General features: G+C 48.9%; 16 protein-coding genes. 10 read left to right on the top strand and 6 right to left on the bottom strand.

Annotated elements, in window-relative coordinates; genetic code table 11:
- Positions 1–4 precede the first annotated feature (4 nt).
- Both QZV76_RS00970 and QZV76_RS00965 read left to right on the top strand, forming a co-directional pair.
- Positions 5–301, top strand: a complete 297-nt coding sequence (locus QZV76_RS00970; protein ID WP_306558820.1) for a helix-turn-helix transcriptional regulator — start codon at positions 5–7, stop codon at positions 299–301.
- A gap of 161 nt (positions 302–462) precedes the next feature.
- Positions 463–1227: a PspA/IM30 family protein gene (locus QZV76_RS00965; RefSeq protein ID WP_290595369.1), complete on the top strand. Its 765-nt coding sequence runs from the start codon at positions 463–465 to the stop codon at positions 1225–1227.
- A gap of 23 nt (positions 1228–1250) precedes the next feature.
- On the opposite strand, the gene QZV76_RS00960 is transcribed toward QZV76_RS00965, so the two are convergent.
- The 3 genes from QZV76_RS00960 to QZV76_RS00950 are packed head-to-tail and all read right to left on the bottom strand — an operon-like array spanning position 1251 to position 3323.
- Positions 1251–1886: an energy-coupling factor transporter transmembrane protein EcfT gene (locus QZV76_RS00960; protein ID WP_290595368.1), complete on the bottom strand. Its 636-nt coding sequence runs from the start codon at positions 1884–1886 to the stop codon at positions 1251–1253.
- Positions 1883–2584 (bottom strand): ABC transporter ATP-binding protein, encoded by a 702-nt coding sequence (locus tag QZV76_RS00955; RefSeq protein WP_290595367.1) that lies wholly within the window; start codon positions 2582–2584, stop codon positions 1883–1885. The genes QZV76_RS00960 and QZV76_RS00955 overlap by 4 nt, the downstream gene beginning before the upstream one ends.
- The gene (locus QZV76_RS00950; protein ID WP_290595366.1) at positions 2577–3323 is read right to left on the bottom strand and encodes a biotin transporter BioY; all 747 of its coding nucleotides are present in this window, start codon (positions 3321–3323) and stop codon (positions 2577–2579) included. Before QZV76_RS00950 ends, QZV76_RS00955 begins: the two co-directional genes overlap by 8 nt.
- Before the next feature lie 88 nt (positions 3324–3411).
- Here QZV76_RS00950 and QZV76_RS00945 point away from each other — a divergent pair, with 88 nt between their 5' ends.
- From QZV76_RS00945 to miaB, 4 genes are all read left to right on the top strand, one after another.
- Positions 3412–3636, top strand: coding sequence for a DUF3046 domain-containing protein (locus QZV76_RS00945; RefSeq protein WP_290595365.1), 225 nt, complete (start codon positions 3412–3414; stop codon positions 3634–3636).
- A 155-nt stretch (positions 3637–3791) separates the two neighbouring features.
- Entirely contained in the window at positions 3792–4853 is a 1062-nt protein-coding gene (gene recA / locus QZV76_RS00940) for a recombinase RecA (RefSeq protein WP_290595364.1), read from the top strand.
- A 24-nt stretch (positions 4854–4877) separates the two neighbouring features.
- On the top strand, positions 4878–5480 hold the full coding sequence (locus QZV76_RS00935) for a regulatory protein RecX (protein WP_290595363.1): 603 nt from the start codon (positions 4878–4880) through the stop codon (positions 5478–5480).
- A 75-nt stretch (positions 5481–5555) separates the two neighbouring features.
- On the top strand, positions 5556–7028 hold the full coding sequence (miaB, locus tag QZV76_RS00930; protein WP_306558815.1) for a tRNA (N6-isopentenyl adenosine(37)-C2)-methylthiotransferase MiaB: 1473 nt from the start codon (positions 5556–5558) through the stop codon (positions 7026–7028).
- Between the two features lie 106 nt (positions 7029–7134).
- Here the strand turns inward: miaB and QZV76_RS00925 are convergent, their stop codons facing one another.
- Entirely contained in the window at positions 7135–8472 is a 1338-nt protein-coding gene (locus tag QZV76_RS00925) for a DUF349 domain-containing protein (RefSeq protein WP_290595361.1), read from the bottom strand.
- 186 nt (positions 8473–8658) lie between these two features.
- On the opposite strand from QZV76_RS00925, the gene miaA reads away from it, so the two are divergent.
- Genes miaA through hflX form a run of 4 tightly spaced genes read left to right on the top strand, consistent with a single transcriptional unit; the run spans position 8659 to position 12668 of the window.
- Positions 8659–9576 (top strand): tRNA (adenosine(37)-N6)-dimethylallyltransferase MiaA, encoded by a 918-nt coding sequence (gene miaA, locus QZV76_RS00920; RefSeq protein WP_290595645.1) that lies wholly within the window; start codon positions 8659–8661, stop codon positions 9574–9576.
- 60 nt (positions 9577–9636) lie between these two features.
- Entirely contained in the window at positions 9637–10407 is a 771-nt protein-coding gene (locus QZV76_RS00915; protein ID WP_290595360.1) for an IclR family transcriptional regulator, read from the top strand.
- 13 nt (positions 10408–10420) lie between these two features.
- The gene (gene dapF / locus QZV76_RS00910) at positions 10421–11290 is read left to right on the top strand and encodes a diaminopimelate epimerase (RefSeq protein WP_290595359.1); all 870 of its coding nucleotides are present in this window, start codon (positions 10421–10423) and stop codon (positions 11288–11290) included.
- Positions 11283–12668: a GTPase HflX gene (gene hflX, locus QZV76_RS00905; RefSeq protein WP_290595358.1), complete on the top strand. Its 1386-nt coding sequence runs from the start codon at positions 11283–11285 to the stop codon at positions 12666–12668. Before dapF ends, hflX begins: the two co-directional genes overlap by 8 nt.
- Here hflX and QZV76_RS00900 read toward each other — a convergent pair.
- On the bottom strand, positions 12654–12914 hold the full coding sequence (locus tag QZV76_RS00900; RefSeq protein ID WP_290595357.1) for an HPr family phosphocarrier protein: 261 nt from the start codon (positions 12912–12914) through the stop codon (positions 12654–12656). The genes hflX and QZV76_RS00900 overlap by 15 nt on opposite strands.
- Positions 12915–13003: 89 nt before the next feature.
- Positions 13004–15088: a fructose-specific PTS transporter subunit EIIC gene (locus tag QZV76_RS00895; RefSeq protein ID WP_290595356.1), complete on the bottom strand. Its 2085-nt coding sequence runs from the start codon at positions 15086–15088 to the stop codon at positions 13004–13006.
- Positions 15089–15270: the final 182 nt, after the last annotated feature.

The raw sequence follows: 15270 nt of genomic DNA, 5'->3' as shown, positions 1-15270 counted from the left end.
GAGTGTGAACAATACAGTTAATACCGCAATAAACAATTCTTCCCCGCTTCTTCGCGAGGCATTGGGGACAGTTCTTCGTGCTTACCGTCTGGATGCTAATCGGACGCTTCGTGATGTTGCTGACAGTGCACGTGTGAGCTCTGGGTATTTATCCGAGCTTGAGCGCGGGCGAAAAGAAGTCTCTTCTGAGGTGCTTCGTTCAATCTGCGATGCTCTCGGAGTGAATCTAGCTGTAGTTTTACGTCGTGCTGCCTATGTGATGGGGCCTGAAGAAGACGTTACGCTTCATGCTGTCGCGTAGTCTTTATTTACTAGATAAGAAGTAACGACGTTAGCTGCGCTAGCTCTCCTCTATACGAACTGTTCTGTACTATCGGAGGTAGTACTTCCCTACAAGAAGTCTGTGCTCCACCCCTCAATAGGAGAGGGTGTACTGATGCGTATGTACGGTGAGGAGAAATGATGGCCAATCCTTTTATTAAGGCTTGGAAATACCTCATGGCGAAGTTTGACTACACAGTTGAACAGGATGCTGATCCTGCAATACAGATTGAGCAAGCAATTGCTGAGGTAAAACGTCACCACCAAGAGCTTTCCCAGCAGGCGGCAACTATTATCGGGAATCAGCGTCAACTGGAGATGAAGCTAGATCGCCAGCTATCTAGTGTGGAGAATATAAAAAATAACGTGAGGCAAGCACTCCTCATGGCTGAAGATGCACGTAGAAAAGGCCATGCTGAGCAAGCCCGTGACTATGAAAAGGCCGCCAACGCTTTCTCTGAACAGTTAGTGAGTGCGGAGAAGACCATTGCGGATCTCAAAGTGCTCCACGAGCAGACACGGGGGGCTTCTGATGCTGCCCGCGCTGCAGTAGAGCAGAATGCCCGTCTTATGGAGCATCAGCTAGCAGAGCGTACTAAACTCCTGAATCAGCTTGATCAAGTGAAAATGCAGGAAAAAGTTGCGCAGGCTGTGCAACAGATTAATGGGACAAATAGTGATAGTTCCACACCGAGCCTAGAACATGTACGGGATAAAATTGAGAGCCGTCATGCTCGCGCTATAGGGCAGACTGAGCTTGCTGATAGTGGTGTGGCACAACAAATGATGGAAGTGGAAGCAGTATCGGCAAAGACGCGTGCAAACACTCGTCTTGCTGAAATTCGTGCTGAAATGGCTGCGACTGGTGAACTTCCGCAACCTCATAACTCTTCTTCTAAGGGATAGAAGGCTAGTCAGTCGTATTCTTTTTACTTACTGTCGTGGTGACTATCTGAGTCGTCCATACCGCGAGCCAATAGCGCATCGCCCACTCCGTCAGCATGGCGTAAAACGCGGGATAGTACAGGGGTAATAAATGCTCGCAGGGAGCATCCTCCATCCCGAGACCATAAAGACTCCTGTACATCGGTGACGATAGCGGAAATAACCGGCACAGACTGTACAGTGAGCGCGAAAGCTAAGGCAATGCGTTCTGTAGGCACTTTAAGTTTCGCCAGAGGACGGAGGAGAACCATATATCCGTCTAGCATTTCTGTAACACGTGTCGTTAGAGAAATAACAATAGCGGCCAGGATACAGCAGAGAATAATACCAGTAATTCGTAATGCTTCCTGCCACGATACTGCCCACCATTGATACAAACCGATAAGGACAAGAAGCGGTAGCGTCGGCCATACCTGCTCCCATACGATCCGTACAGGAACACGTGTTATGAACAATAGAATGATGGCGATAGCTCCAGGAATACTAAGCCAGAGCACCTGACGGCAGCCAAGGCTGACAGCAAGTATCCACGCGATGAGTACCAGAATCTTGAGAACGGCAGGGGTGCGGTGAAGAAAACTATTACCAGGGTGATAGGTCCCCAAGACATAATTTTTCATAACAGTTTTGCGTGATCTTCCTCGACATCGATCAGTGTTTCATAAGCGTCGAGAGACTCTTGTGGAGTTCCATCGGCAAAAATAGTGCCATTGTTAATAACGATGACACGATCCATTTGGCGAAGTACGGAAAAATCATGTGAGACAAGCACTATCTGTGCATCTATACGTTGGAAAATGCGAAGAAGTCGTCGCGTATTACGAAGATCCAGAAGTGCAGTCGGTTCATCTGCCAGAATGAGGTCTGGTTCGATTGCCATAATCGATGCAATCGCAAGAAGTTGTTGTTGTCCTCCTGATAGTTCATGAGGTGAGCAATCAGCTCGTTCCGCTAAGCCGAATTGATCTAAATAATGAAGTGCGACGTTATGGCGTTCCTTTTTGTCTTTAATACGGCGGCGCAGTGAGAATTCCACGTCTTCGCAGAGTGTGGGCATAAGAATCTGTGTGCGTGGATCGGAGAAAATAAAGCCAGTGTGATGGCGTATCTCGGCACTTTTTTTACGAGTGTTATGTCCGTTGACAATAACGTCACCACGGGTGGGGATAACAAGTCCATTCATCATGCGGATAAGAGTGGATTTACCCGAACCATTGGGGCCGGTAATGCCAATACGGTGTTCGGAAAGGGTAGCGGTGATATGTCGTAGGATGACTGCACTCTCATAGGCGTGTGACACATCGTGTAGCTCAATCATGGGATGTGTACTCTTTGTCGGTGGAGGCAGTTTTATCAATGTTACCGGAGCTATTGGAACTATCAGGGATATTAACGGTATTAGCGGTATTGATGATAGGTGAGTCTGTTACGGCCGCATTATGTTCCGGGGAATCAATCTGGTCAAGAGCTGATTGTGCCTGGTCATCCTGGGTCTTTGCAGGACGAATATGGGGGAGAGCTTTAAGCTGGGCGGCAGTGACGGAGGCCGCCACGACTATTTTCAATAGGTCGCCAGGTAGATAGGCAGGCAGTGTGACGAGAGCTGCGGTGAAGGAGACATGCCCCACGATCATCATTCCAGCGATGCCACAGGCATAATTGACCAGGATTCCTCCCACGATGCCAGCCAGAATGTTGATGAGGACGTTACGTCCGGAACGCCAGCGGCTGATAAGTCCGATGACGGCAGCTGCTGGAAGGTATCCGAGGAAGAACCCTGCAGTGGGGGAGGTAATAGCGACAAGACCGGAACGTCCTCCAGCCAGAATAGGTAGCCCCGTGCACGCGAGGGCAATGAAGAGAAGTGCTGACAGCGTCCCACGACGAGCGCCTAATACCATTCCCATGAGAATAATGCCGAGATTTTGGACGAGGATGGGGACACCTAGTGGACCAGCGGGAATGGGTGGGATGAAGCCTAGAACGATAGTGAGTGCAGTGAAAACGGCGATATAGGCCAAATCTTTTGCAGAGGATGATTGCGATGTTTTGCTCATGTAATACCAGTCGTTAAACATTGTTCAATAGTTCTGTGATTAGAGCATATGCTACTTGCTAAAAAGACGCTAGGCTAAACGTGTGCGTATGACAGAATTTGAAGTAGCTCTCCACCGTGAATTTGGAGAAATGGTGGGAGATACTCTTCTTAACGATACGGTGCTCAGTGAGTTGGATGGAAAAACTCCACAAGAAGCATTAGATAGTGGATATGAAATCCGTGATGTGTGGCTTGCTTTGTGTCGTCATCAACAAGTTCCGGAAGAACGACAGTGGGGACCAGATATTGGTGCTGGGGACATGGTCGAATAAAGAATGAGAAACTGGACACGTTTCTCTAGAAGTAGAAATTCGAAAGTTTGTTCTATTAGACTGTGAATAACAAATTTTTTGTTACTGGGCTTTTTTATAGTGATTAGTGACAGCATCGGTAACAACGGTGAAATACCATAAAGGAGAAATAACTCATGGCTGCAGGAAAGCTTCCTGATCGGGAAAAAGCGTTAGAAAATGCCCTTGCCCAAATTGATAAACAATATGGGAAAGGCTCCGTGATGCGTCTGGGTGACGATCAGCACCAGGCTGTTGCAGCTATTCCAACAGGCTCAATTGCTTTGGATATTGCTCTGGGTATTGGTGGTTTGCCGCGTGGACGAATCATCGAAATTTATGGACCAGAATCATCAGGTAAAACTACTGTGGCTCTCCATGCAGTTGCCAATGCGCAAAAAGCCGGTGGTATTGCAGCTTTTATTGATGCTGAGCATGCTCTTGACCCGGAGTATGCACGAGCATTAGGTGTTGATACAGACGCATTGCTCGTCTCACAGCCTGATACTGGTGAACAGGCACTCGAGATTGCCGATATGCTCATTCGTTCTGGAGCGATCGATATTATTGTTATCGACTCGGTTGCGGCTCTTGTTCCACGTGCTGAAATTGAAGGTGAAATGGGAGATAACCACGTTGGTTTACAAGCCCGTTTGATGAGCCAAGCATTACGTAAAATGACAGGTGGCCTTTCTGCTTCAGGCACTACCGCCATTTTCATTAACCAGCTTCGCGAGAAGATCGGTGTCATGTTCGGCTCACCGGAAACAACGACTGGTGGTAGAGCACTTAAGTTCTATTCTTCAGTACGCCTTGATGTTCGACGCATTGAAACATTGAAAGACGGTACTGAACCAGTAGGTAACCGCACTCGCGTCAAGGTTGTGAAGAACAAGGTTGCCCCACCATTCAAACAAGCTGAATTCGATCTTCTCTATGGACAAGGTATTTCTCGTGAGGGATCTATCATAGATATGGGGGTTGACCAGGGATTTATCCGTAAATCTGGATCATGGTACACCTATGAGGGAGATCAGCTGGGGCAGGGTAAAGAAAAAGTACGGACCTATTTACGGGACAATCCCGCCCTGTGTGACGAAATTGAGGAGAAGATTCTCCGGAAACTGAAGATTGGGGCTTATGCTGCTGAACCGGATGAAGAAACTCAGGCTACTGAGGACGACTCTGTAGATTTCTAAGTAACATAGATTTCTCAGTAACCAATGAGTAATGATCGACGACAGCACACTCTTGAGGTACTGCGTCATGCTACCGAAAGTGTGCTGTCGAAGCCTCAGCAAAAATCTACTAGTTCTACTAGCGATAGCCTTAATGATCGAGCAAGGGAAGCAGCTTTACGGCTTCTTTCAGTACGGTCCCGAAGTAGCAAAGAACTAGCAGACCGACTACAAAGTAAAGGATTTCCCACAGATATCGTTGATGATCTCATTGAACGATTTGAGCGGGTTGATCTTCTCAATGATGAGAGATTCGCACACGAATGGGTTTCTTCACGGTCACGACATAGTGGTAGAGGAAAAGCTGTTCTGCGGCAAGAGCTTCGTCACAAAGGTATTGCACCTTCCATTATAGAAGCGGAGCTTGAGAATCTTTCCCCGTGTGTAGAAGAAGACACTGCACGAGCACTTGTCTCTCGTAAAGTGAAACTTATTGATGCGGCATCCCTTATTGAATGGGAGTTTTTTCAAAAACAACAGCGAAGGCTCTATAGCATGCTGGTGCGCCGTGGCTTTTCCAGTGAATTAGCACAGCGTATTGTTAACGAAGCTCTGGTAGCACATCGTGAGGGATACGACTCCAACTAAAGAAACACTCTTACGCTCAGGTACACTAGAAGACCTGCCTTGTCCTAAATACTATCCAGTGTGAAGGGGAGATCAGTGGAGCGCAGGCAATACGAAATTCGCACCTTTGGGTGCCAAATGAATGTGCATGATTCTGAACGTATAGCAGGTGTTTTAGAAGCCGATGGCTATATACCTTTCTCTGGTGAGGGAATCCCCGACCTTATTGTTTTTAACACCTGTGCTGTGCGGGAAAATGCAGCGAATCGGCTGTATGGAACACTAGGACTATTACGACCTCTAAAAGAAGAAAATCCTCATCTCCAATTCGCTGTTGGCGGTTGCCTCGCGCAAAAAGATAAAGATGCTGTTGTAGACCGTGCTCCCTGGGTTGACGCAGTATTTGGGACGCATAATCTTCGCTCATTACCAGTACTTTTGCGGCGTGCTCGTCACAATAAAGAAGCACAGGTTGAAATCTATGAGTCACTCAAAGAATTTCCCTCTACTCTTCCTGCCAAGCGTGAATCGTCCTACGCAGCATGGGTATCAATTTCAGTAGGGTGCAACAATACGTGTACCTACTGCATTGTTCCATCCCTACGTGGTAAAGAAATTGATCGACCACCTGCAGATATCGTTGCCGAAGTGCAGAGTCTAGTGGATGAGGGAATTCAAGAAATTACCTTATTAGGGCAGAATGTTAACTCCTATGGCATGAGCTTTGCTGATTCGCAACGTCCACGGAATCGGCAGGCTTTCTCTGAATTACTGCGAGCATGTGGAGAAATTCCTGGACTTGAGCGTTTGAAATTCACTTCTCCGCATCCTGCCCAATTTACTGAAGATGTTGTTCTGGCTATGGCGGAAACACCGGCTGTATGTCCACAACTGCACATGCCTTTGCAATCAGGATCAGACCGAATCCTACGGTCAATGCGGAGATCCTATCGGCAGCAGCGTTTCCTCAACATTGTCGACAATGTACGTCACTATATGCCGGATGCTGCTATTACTACTGACATTATTGTGGGTTTCCCAGGAGAAACTGAAGAAGATTTCCAAGAGACTCTCAATGTTGTCGAAAAAGTACGTTTTAGTAGCGCGTATACATTCCAGTATTCTCCTCGGCCTGGTACTCCAGCTGCGGAGATGGAGGATCAGATTCCGGCTGATGTTGTGCAAGAACGCTACGATCGGCTTATTGCGCTGCAGGAACGCATTACTCTTGAAGAAAATCAGAAGCTGATAGGCTCCACGCAAGAATTGCTTGTCACTGCCCATGATGGCCGTAAGAATAATGCCACTCATCGTCGGAGTGGACGGACTCGGTGTGGTCGCCTTGTGCACTTTACGCATCGGGGGAGTGAAACGGTACGGCCGGGGGATTGTGTAACGGTCTCTATTACGGGCGCTGCTCCACACCATTTGCTCGCTGACAACGGGGTTCTGTCAGTGCGGCACACTCAAGCTGGGGACAATTATGAAGCGGGTATTCAACCACAAGTAAAACCCGTAGGCGTTGGTTTAGGAATACCCACGTTTAGAACACTCGCTGATGAGAAATAACAGATAAGAAATAACAATTGTAGGGATGGGCTGTATCTACCAGACGGTATTGATCCTGCCCATCCCCACAATTGTTGTAGTGCTGATAATCTAGTTTGTCTATTATCTAGAGTTCGTTCAGAGAATTCTCAGCAGCTTTTGCCCATTCAGTCCATTGGGCAGCTTGTGCACGAGCCTTTTCTGCATCCTTTGTACGGCCTGCTTTGTCGGCTTTTTCTGCCTGTGCTTCAAAATCTTTCACACGGTTCCAGAATTGCTGTGCACGAGCCTGTACTTCCGGATCAGTCCTCTGCCATTCAGCCTTTTCAAGGTCTGTCACATGGCGTTCGAGACTACGGATAGCATCGTCAAGGGGGCGCATATCAGCGCGCGGAACTCGTCCAATTTCTTCCCATTTGCCCTCCAACTCATTGAGGAGAGTACGTGCCTCTTCACAATCACTCGCATTCTTGATACGAGGGGAGTAAGTGTTGAGAAGCTCAGTTTTCGCAGCACCATTTGCGGCAAACTCTGAATCTCGCTCGTCGAGGACAGCTTTTCGGCGGTCGAAGAAATGGTCTTGTGCCTTCTTGAAGCGTGCCCAGAGGGAATCATCCACATCTTTTTGGGCGCGACCGGCTTTCTTCCATTCCTGCATAAGACGGCGATACTCACTAGCAGTATCGCTCCACTCTTCCGAGTCCTGTAGTGACTCCGCTTGAGAAACGAGTTCTTCTTTCTGACGAGCTGCAGTAGCGCGTACTCGATCTAGTTCCGCAAAGTGGGAGCCGCGGCGACGGTTAAAACTTTCACGGGCACGAGAGAATCGTTTCCACAGTGCGTCATCTGTTTTTCGGTCGATTCCATGAATCGTCTTCCACTCTTCGAGGATCTCCCGCAGACGATCGCCTGACTGCTTCCAAGTTGTAGCAGATTCACCGATGGCTTCTGCCTCTTCCACAAGCTTTGTTTTTCGCAGAACGGCAGCTTCACGTTTTTGCTGTCGCTGTTCTTTAGCTTTCTCTTCCGCTGTAAAAGAGTGCGCAATAATATCTTGTAGGCGTTTATCTAGGGCAGCAATATCACCGATAACTGCAGCAGTGCTTAAAGATGCTTTGAGGTCCTCCGCATGTTTACGTGTTGTAGCAGCTTCTGCAGGATGACTGTCTAGCCGTCGTTCTAGGAGTGCTACTTCAGTAACTAAGTCATCATAGCGGCGACCAAAGTGGGCGAGACCTTCTTCAGGTGCTCCTGCCTGCCACGTTCCGATAAGACGCTCTCCGTCAGCTGTTTTTACCCATGCAGAACCGTCATCGTCAACATGACCCCATTTTTCCGGTTGTGATCGTGGGGGGATAACGACTGAGCTGCGGCGACGTAATTGTGCCGGGTTAGGGGCTGCGGCTCCCGCACCAGGGATGGGGTGGGAAGACGAAGGGGTGGGAGACGGTGTGGTATCGGACATTACTGCCTCATCTCTGCCGCGCGACACGGCTGCCAAAGTGAAACTACAGCGCATTCTCTTGTGAAAATGTGCGTATCTTTAGGTTAACGGCTTAACCCATACTTTTTTCTAAAAACTGCAAGAATTTCGAGATGTGAGAGGATAGGGGGAGCTCTCATCATAGAAAGATCTGGTGTAATGCCTGCAATGCCATCGTCATCGCCTACTCCACTAGCTGTGATTGGCCCGACCGGATCGGGAAAATCGGCTCTTGGTATTACTCTTGCTGAGCGATTCGGTGGAGAAATTGTTAATTGTGATGCTATGCAGCAGTACCGCGGTATGGATATTGGTACAGCAAAAACTCCTGTGGCAGAAAGACGGGGTATACCTCACCATCAGATCGATGTATTAGATGTGACGGAAACAGCGACAGTTGCACGCTATCAGGAGGCCGCCCAGCTAGATATTGAGCGTCTTCTTAAAAGAGGAGTTGTTCCCATTATCGTGGGCGGCTCTATGTTGTACATTCAATCGCTTCTGGATGATTGGAAGTTTCCTCCCACTGATCCGCAGGTTCGTGCATATTGGGAAGATCAGCTTGCGAAGCGAGGTGTGGCAGACCTGCATCGGGAATTAGCGCAGCGGGATCCTGTTGCGGCACGCACAATTCTGCCGACAGATCCACGTCGTACTGTGCGGGCATTGGAGGTTATGGAACTTACCGGTCAACCTTATACGGCGTCGCAACCACAGCGTGGCGCTCCGCCACGGTGGAATACCCACATAATTGGTCTTTCTGCGGATGTGGAATGGCTTGATCCCTGCTTACTACAGCGAACAAAACGAATGTTCCATGATGGTTTGGTGGAAGAAGTACGTGAGCTGTGTGGGAGAGGCTTACGGGATGGTACGACAGCTGCCCGTGCTATTGGGTATAGCCAGGCACTTAGTGTTATTGATGGGGATAGTACTGTTGATGAGGCTATTGACAGTACCTTTATTGCGACGCGTCGTTATGTTAGGCGTCAACGTTCCTGGTTTAAACGAGATAACAGGATAAACTGGTTCTCAGCATCCGCAGATTCTCTTGTTGACGATGTGTGTAGTGCGATTTCCTCATGATAGGAAATGTAGCTGTCCGCGATAACGTACAAGCTTTTACACGATAAGGATAAATGGCAGATGGTTGATGAGTCACTCTTCCGATATAGCGGTGATGACTCGAAGCGTGGGCATGTCCAGTCGGTGGATCGTTCTCTTCAGTTACTTGATGCATTGGCCGATATGGGGGGAATAGCGTCTCTTTCAGATCTCGTTGTGCACACCAGCCTTCCCGTTGCCACAATTCATCGTCTTATTGGGACAATGCGGGATGCCGGTTACGTGAGACAAGAAGCAAACCGTCAGTATGCGCTTGGTGTGCGTCTGGTGCGGTTGGGGGAAAGTGCTAGCCGGCTGGTGGGCGATTGGGTGAAACCTACTCTCCAAAAGCTGGTAGATTCCACCGGAGAAACTGCCAATATGGCCATGCTTGATGGCAATCAGGCTATCTATATGGCAGGTGTGCCTTCTCCGCATATGATGCGTATGTTTACTGAAGTTGGGAGACGTGTCGGAGTCCACAACACAGCAGTGGGGAAGGCTCTTGGGGCATGTCTCGACGATGCCACTATTATGCGCATGTTGGAAACGCAGGGGATGCGTCCGGATACTGAACACACAATTACCAATCCAGAGAGGTTTCTTGAGCATATTCGAATTGTTCGCGAAGCTGGATATGCCACCGATGAACAGGAAAAGGAAGCCGGGGTACGTTGTGTAGCGGTTGCCCGTGTTGTTGGTTCTACACCTATTGCTCTTTCCGTATCTGGGCCGGAGGCTCGTTTTACTGTGGAGAAACGTAATGCGGCAGTGACGATTCTCCAAAACGCAGCAAATAGTATTCTCTGCTAGCAAAGGTTACTGCATGTTTTTTCTGAAAGCTCACGGTACACAGAATGACTTTATTGTGCTTCCGGATCCGGAGTGTACGGTGCGTCTTACCGCTTCTTCTGTTGCTCACCTGTGCGATAGGCGGCAAGGAATTGGAGCAGATGGTGTCATTCGGTTAAGCCGTGCACGCGATCTTCTTTCTGCGGGCGAGCTCATGGAGCTTCCCGAAGGAGTAGATCCAGATGAATGGTTTATGGACTATCGCAATGCTGATGGTTCTTGCGCAGAAATGTGTGGGAATGGGGCCAGAGTATGTGCGCATGTTCTTCTCACACAAGGATTGCTTCCGGAAGATACTACCCAGGGAGCATTTGGGACACGGGCTGGACGTAAAAAGTTTCGGGTATATGGGCTCAGCCATGATGGCCTGATCGCGGACGTTGAGATAGCCATGGGGAAGGTTGACTTGCGAGGTATTTCCTCGGCTGATTTTGCGGGACGGCATATCGCTGGTCTTGCTCTTTCGGTAGGAAATCCACATTTGGCATGTGTACTTCCTGGTTTAACTGTGGAACAGTTGGCAAGCATGGATTTTCGTCATGCTCCTGGTATCGATCCCGAGATGTTTCCCGCTGGCACTAATGTGGAAGTTCTTACTCCACTTGTTGACGGTCATGTCACCATGCGTGTCTATGAGCGTGGTGTGGGGGAGACGAAGTCGTGTGGTACTGGCACAGTAGCAAGTGCTTTTGCGGCTCTTGCTGATGCTGGAGTGGAGAATGGCACCGTATCCGTCAGTGTTCCCGGTGGTGAATTACAGGTGAAATTCACTCCAGATAATAGCTTCCTCCGTGGTCCCTCTGTTATCGTCGCCGAAGGAGAGTATTTCGAACCTTATGCATGAACCAACCCGCGGTGAGATGGAGTTAGAGGAGCGATCCTCTTTACGCCATGTGGTGGGCCTTTCCACCGAACTTCAAGATGTTACTGATGCTGAATACCGTGAACTGCGGCTTGAGAAAGTCGTATTAGTAGGGGTGTGGACGGAAGGTTCAGTAGCGCAAGCGGAAGCGGCCATGGCAGAGTTGGCTGCACTATCTGAAACTGCGGGTGCGGCAGTACTTGATGTCCTCATTCAGCGACGTGATAAACCGGATCCAGCAACATATATCGGATCGGGAAAAGTCCGGGAAGTAAAACAGGTAGTAGACGAACTGGGAGCAGATACAGTGATCTGCGACGGTGAGCTTTCTGCCGGACAACTTATTGCCTTAGAAAAAGCGATCAACGTTAAGGTTATCGACCGTACAGCTCTTATCCTTGATATTTTTGCACAGCATGCTTCCTCTTCCGAAGGTAAAGCACAGGTGACACTTGCGCAGATGGAGTACATGCTGCCGCGGCTACGCGGTTGGGGCGACACGCTATCCCGACAGGCGGGTGGCCGGGCAGGCTCTAATGGCGGTGTTGGTTTGCGCGGTCCTGGTGAAACGAAGATAGAAACGGACCGTCGACGTATTCGTCAACGAATGGCGAAATTACGCCGTGAATTAGCGGATATGAAGATGTCTCGGCAAACAAAGCGCCAGCGTCGGCATACAGGAGATACACCCTCCGTCGTTATTGTAGGGTATACGAATGCCGGTAAATCTAGTTTGCTTAACCGGATTACGGGAGCCGGAGTACTTGTCCAGGATGCCTTATTCGCAACTCTTGACCCTACAACTCGTCGGGGTGAATTACCCGATGGTCGAACAGTGGTGTTTACCGACACTGTAGGTTTTGTACGATACCTACCTACACAGTTAGTTGAATCGTTCCGTTCTACTTTGGAAGAAGTAGCAGATGCCGACATTGTTGTGCATGTCGTGGACGGTTCAGACGATTTTCCTCTGCAGAAGATTGAATCAGTCAATGCGGTACTTGCCGATGTTGTTGCCGACTATGGGATTGAATTACCTCCGGTATTAACTGTCGTCAATAAGTGCGATGTAGCAGAGCCTATTACATTGGCGCAGTTGCGGAGTGAAATACCCAATACAGTTTTCGTATCTGCACATTCAGGAGAGGGGATAGAGGAGTTCACACAGGCTCTCTCGCGTTTATTAGATATGCGGGAGACAACTGTCCACGCGCTTATTCCTTATGATCATGGGGAGGTCGTGTCTCGGCTACATGAACATGGGCGTGTACTTAGCGAAAAACACGGACCCGATGGAACAATCATCGAGGCCCGTGTTCCGCATGCGTTAGCGCAGCAGCTTCAATTATTCTGCGTCTAGATCTTTTTCAATAAGATCCGCAATAGTATTAACTGCAGCGACGTTTTCTGACGCAACTGTTACAGTCTGACCGTGTTCTACTCCCAGGCTCATAATGAGGAGCGCAGAAGTGGCATTCACTGGTTCTTCGCCTTCAACTGCGATCGTAATCTCTTCATCGAATTTAGCGGCGGCATCGGAGATAATGCCGGCAGGGCGCGCGTGCAGGCCAATGGCGGAGCCAACAACAACATCTTTCGCAGTCATAATTCCTCTGGTCTCTGTGAAGCTTACGACAATGATTCTAGTTTATGCTCGGGTAAGTATGAAAAGTAGCGATTGTGTCTCCTGTGGTTTTATTCGCTGGTAGGTTGAACGGCACTTTTTTCTTCTCGCTTATGGTGGGCAAGTGCCTTTAAGAGGATAACGACCACTGCTGTTACGAGCGTTCCTGCTGCTATTGCTGCAAGAAAACCTAGCGGGTTGTCCATTGCAAAGATAACAAAAATACCGCCGTGGGGAGCCCGGCACCCTACATGAAGTGCCATAGAAAGCCCTCCTGCAGTAGCGCCGCCGAGTATTGTTGCCGGAAGTACCCGCAGTGGGTCTGCAGCCGCAAAAGGAACAGCCCCTTCTGTAACAAAAGAAAAGCCCAACAACCAGGCAGCTTTTCCATTTTGCTGTTCATTGCTGGTAAAAAGTTGCTTACGTAGTGTTGTTGCCAAGGCAAGGCCCAGTGGTGGGACCATTCCTGCAGCCATACTTGCTGCCATAACCGCGAAAGCTCCACTAGATTGTGCGGCTAGACCTGCAGTGGCAAAAAGATACGCCGATTTGTTGATAGGTCCGCCCAGGTCAGAACAGATCATGACACCAAGTAGCACTCCTAGGAGAACCGCTGAAGTGTCATTCATACTGGAAAGCCAGTTTTGTAGTCCTGTCATTGCCCAGGCCAGTGGTGTGGCAAGGCCAAATATCATAAGTGAGCCGACGATTAGGCTACCTAATAATGGCAGAATTACCACCGGCATAAGTGTTTCTAACCACTGTGGAACAGGAATAAGGCGGAAGAGTAAGACAACAAGTCCCCCCAATAGTCCAGTGACTATTCCTCCCAAAAAACCTGCTCCTAGCAGTACTGACACTCCGCCGCCTACAAATCCAGGGGCAATAGCTGGCCGTCCACCTAATCCATAAGCGATATACCCAGATAGCACCGGCACAATAAAATCCATTGCCATCTGGCCTAGTGAATAAAAGACAGACCCTATGTAGAGGGGAACCCCACAGCGGCTCGTTGTTAGTGTGCCGTCACCTTGTGCTCCTAACAGATAATGCATGTGAGGAGGAAGATCGCTTAAGGAATAATGTAGAAGGACTTGTCGGGCTACGTTACTTACCTCGTACCCTCCAATAAGAAAACCAAGCGCAATAAGTAAACCACCAGCTGCAATGAAAGGAATCATGTAGCTGACGCCCGTCATAACTGCCTGTCCAACACCTGACAATTTTCCGCGGAATGATGATGGAATGCTCTTAATAAAAGCTGTACGACTGCGATGGGGGCGATTACGGTGCGCGTTTTCGCTACCGAGTCCCGATTCTCCACGAGAAAGTCGTGCGAGTTCAACTGCTTGTTGAATAACAGTGTTGGGAGAATTTAAGGCTTGTCGTACTCCCACAGAAATTGAGGGGAGATTAACGAAACGTTCCCGATCTTTGATGGACACATCAGAAGCAAAGATAACGACGTCAGCGTTATCTATTTGCCGCTGGGTTAGCTGGGTATTGTCTCCTGCTCCTTGTGTTTCAATATGGAGGTCAACATTGGGAAAATTATTGCGGACAGATTGCTCAAGGGCTTCTGCTGACATGTACGTATGCGCAATACCGGTAGGGCAGCCTGTTACTGCAAGAAGCTTTAATTTGTTATTACGAGCGGGTGCAGGGGGAAGAAGCGGTCCCGAATTACCTAGTGGCCCATTGAGAAGCTGAAAAACCTCAGTTGGGTCTTCAGCTGTACGTAATTGCGCAAGTACTTCGTCATGGACAAGAGCTCTAGCTAACCGTGAAAGTAGTTTCGTGTGGCTAATAAGCCCATCAACGGGGGTCGCTAGGACGAAGATAAGATCAGCAGGACCGTCATTGGCTCCAAAATCAACGGGGTGGGAAAGCCGTGCGAAAGCAATAGTTGGGAAGGCAATAGCTTCTGTACGACAGTGGGGGATAGCTATTCCTCCAGGGAGGCCAGTTGCCGACTTATCTTCCCGAGCCTGTATATCGTGAGCTAACTGTTCAGCATCACCGGAGCGGCCAATATCTTGTATCCGCTGGGCTAAAGCAGTAATAACATCGCTTTTTGACTCCCCTAGATTGGCGTCGAGAAGGATGGCGTCTGTTGACAGAATGGTGAGAAAACTAGGCGCCATGGCGGTTCTCATACCTTTCTGTCATACGGTACATGACGATAGTACGTTTGGGGATGCTAGAGGTTGATAATGATGAGTTTGTAGGGGAGTAAGGGAAGTACTGATACCAGATTAGTAGGGCTTATTTTGGCAGATTGTGGAATATGTGTGTGGGAGAGGGCTCCGCAGTACTGCTGTTGTGGTAAATATAACTA

The sequence above is a fragment of the Lawsonella sp. genome, from assembly GCF_011525565.1.
Lineage (GTDB): Bacteria > Actinomycetota > Actinomycetes > Mycobacteriales > Mycobacteriaceae > Lawsonella > Lawsonella clevelandensis_A.
Note: the sequence above shows the minus strand (reverse complement) of the source record. Positions and strands in the feature narration are given on the sequence as shown.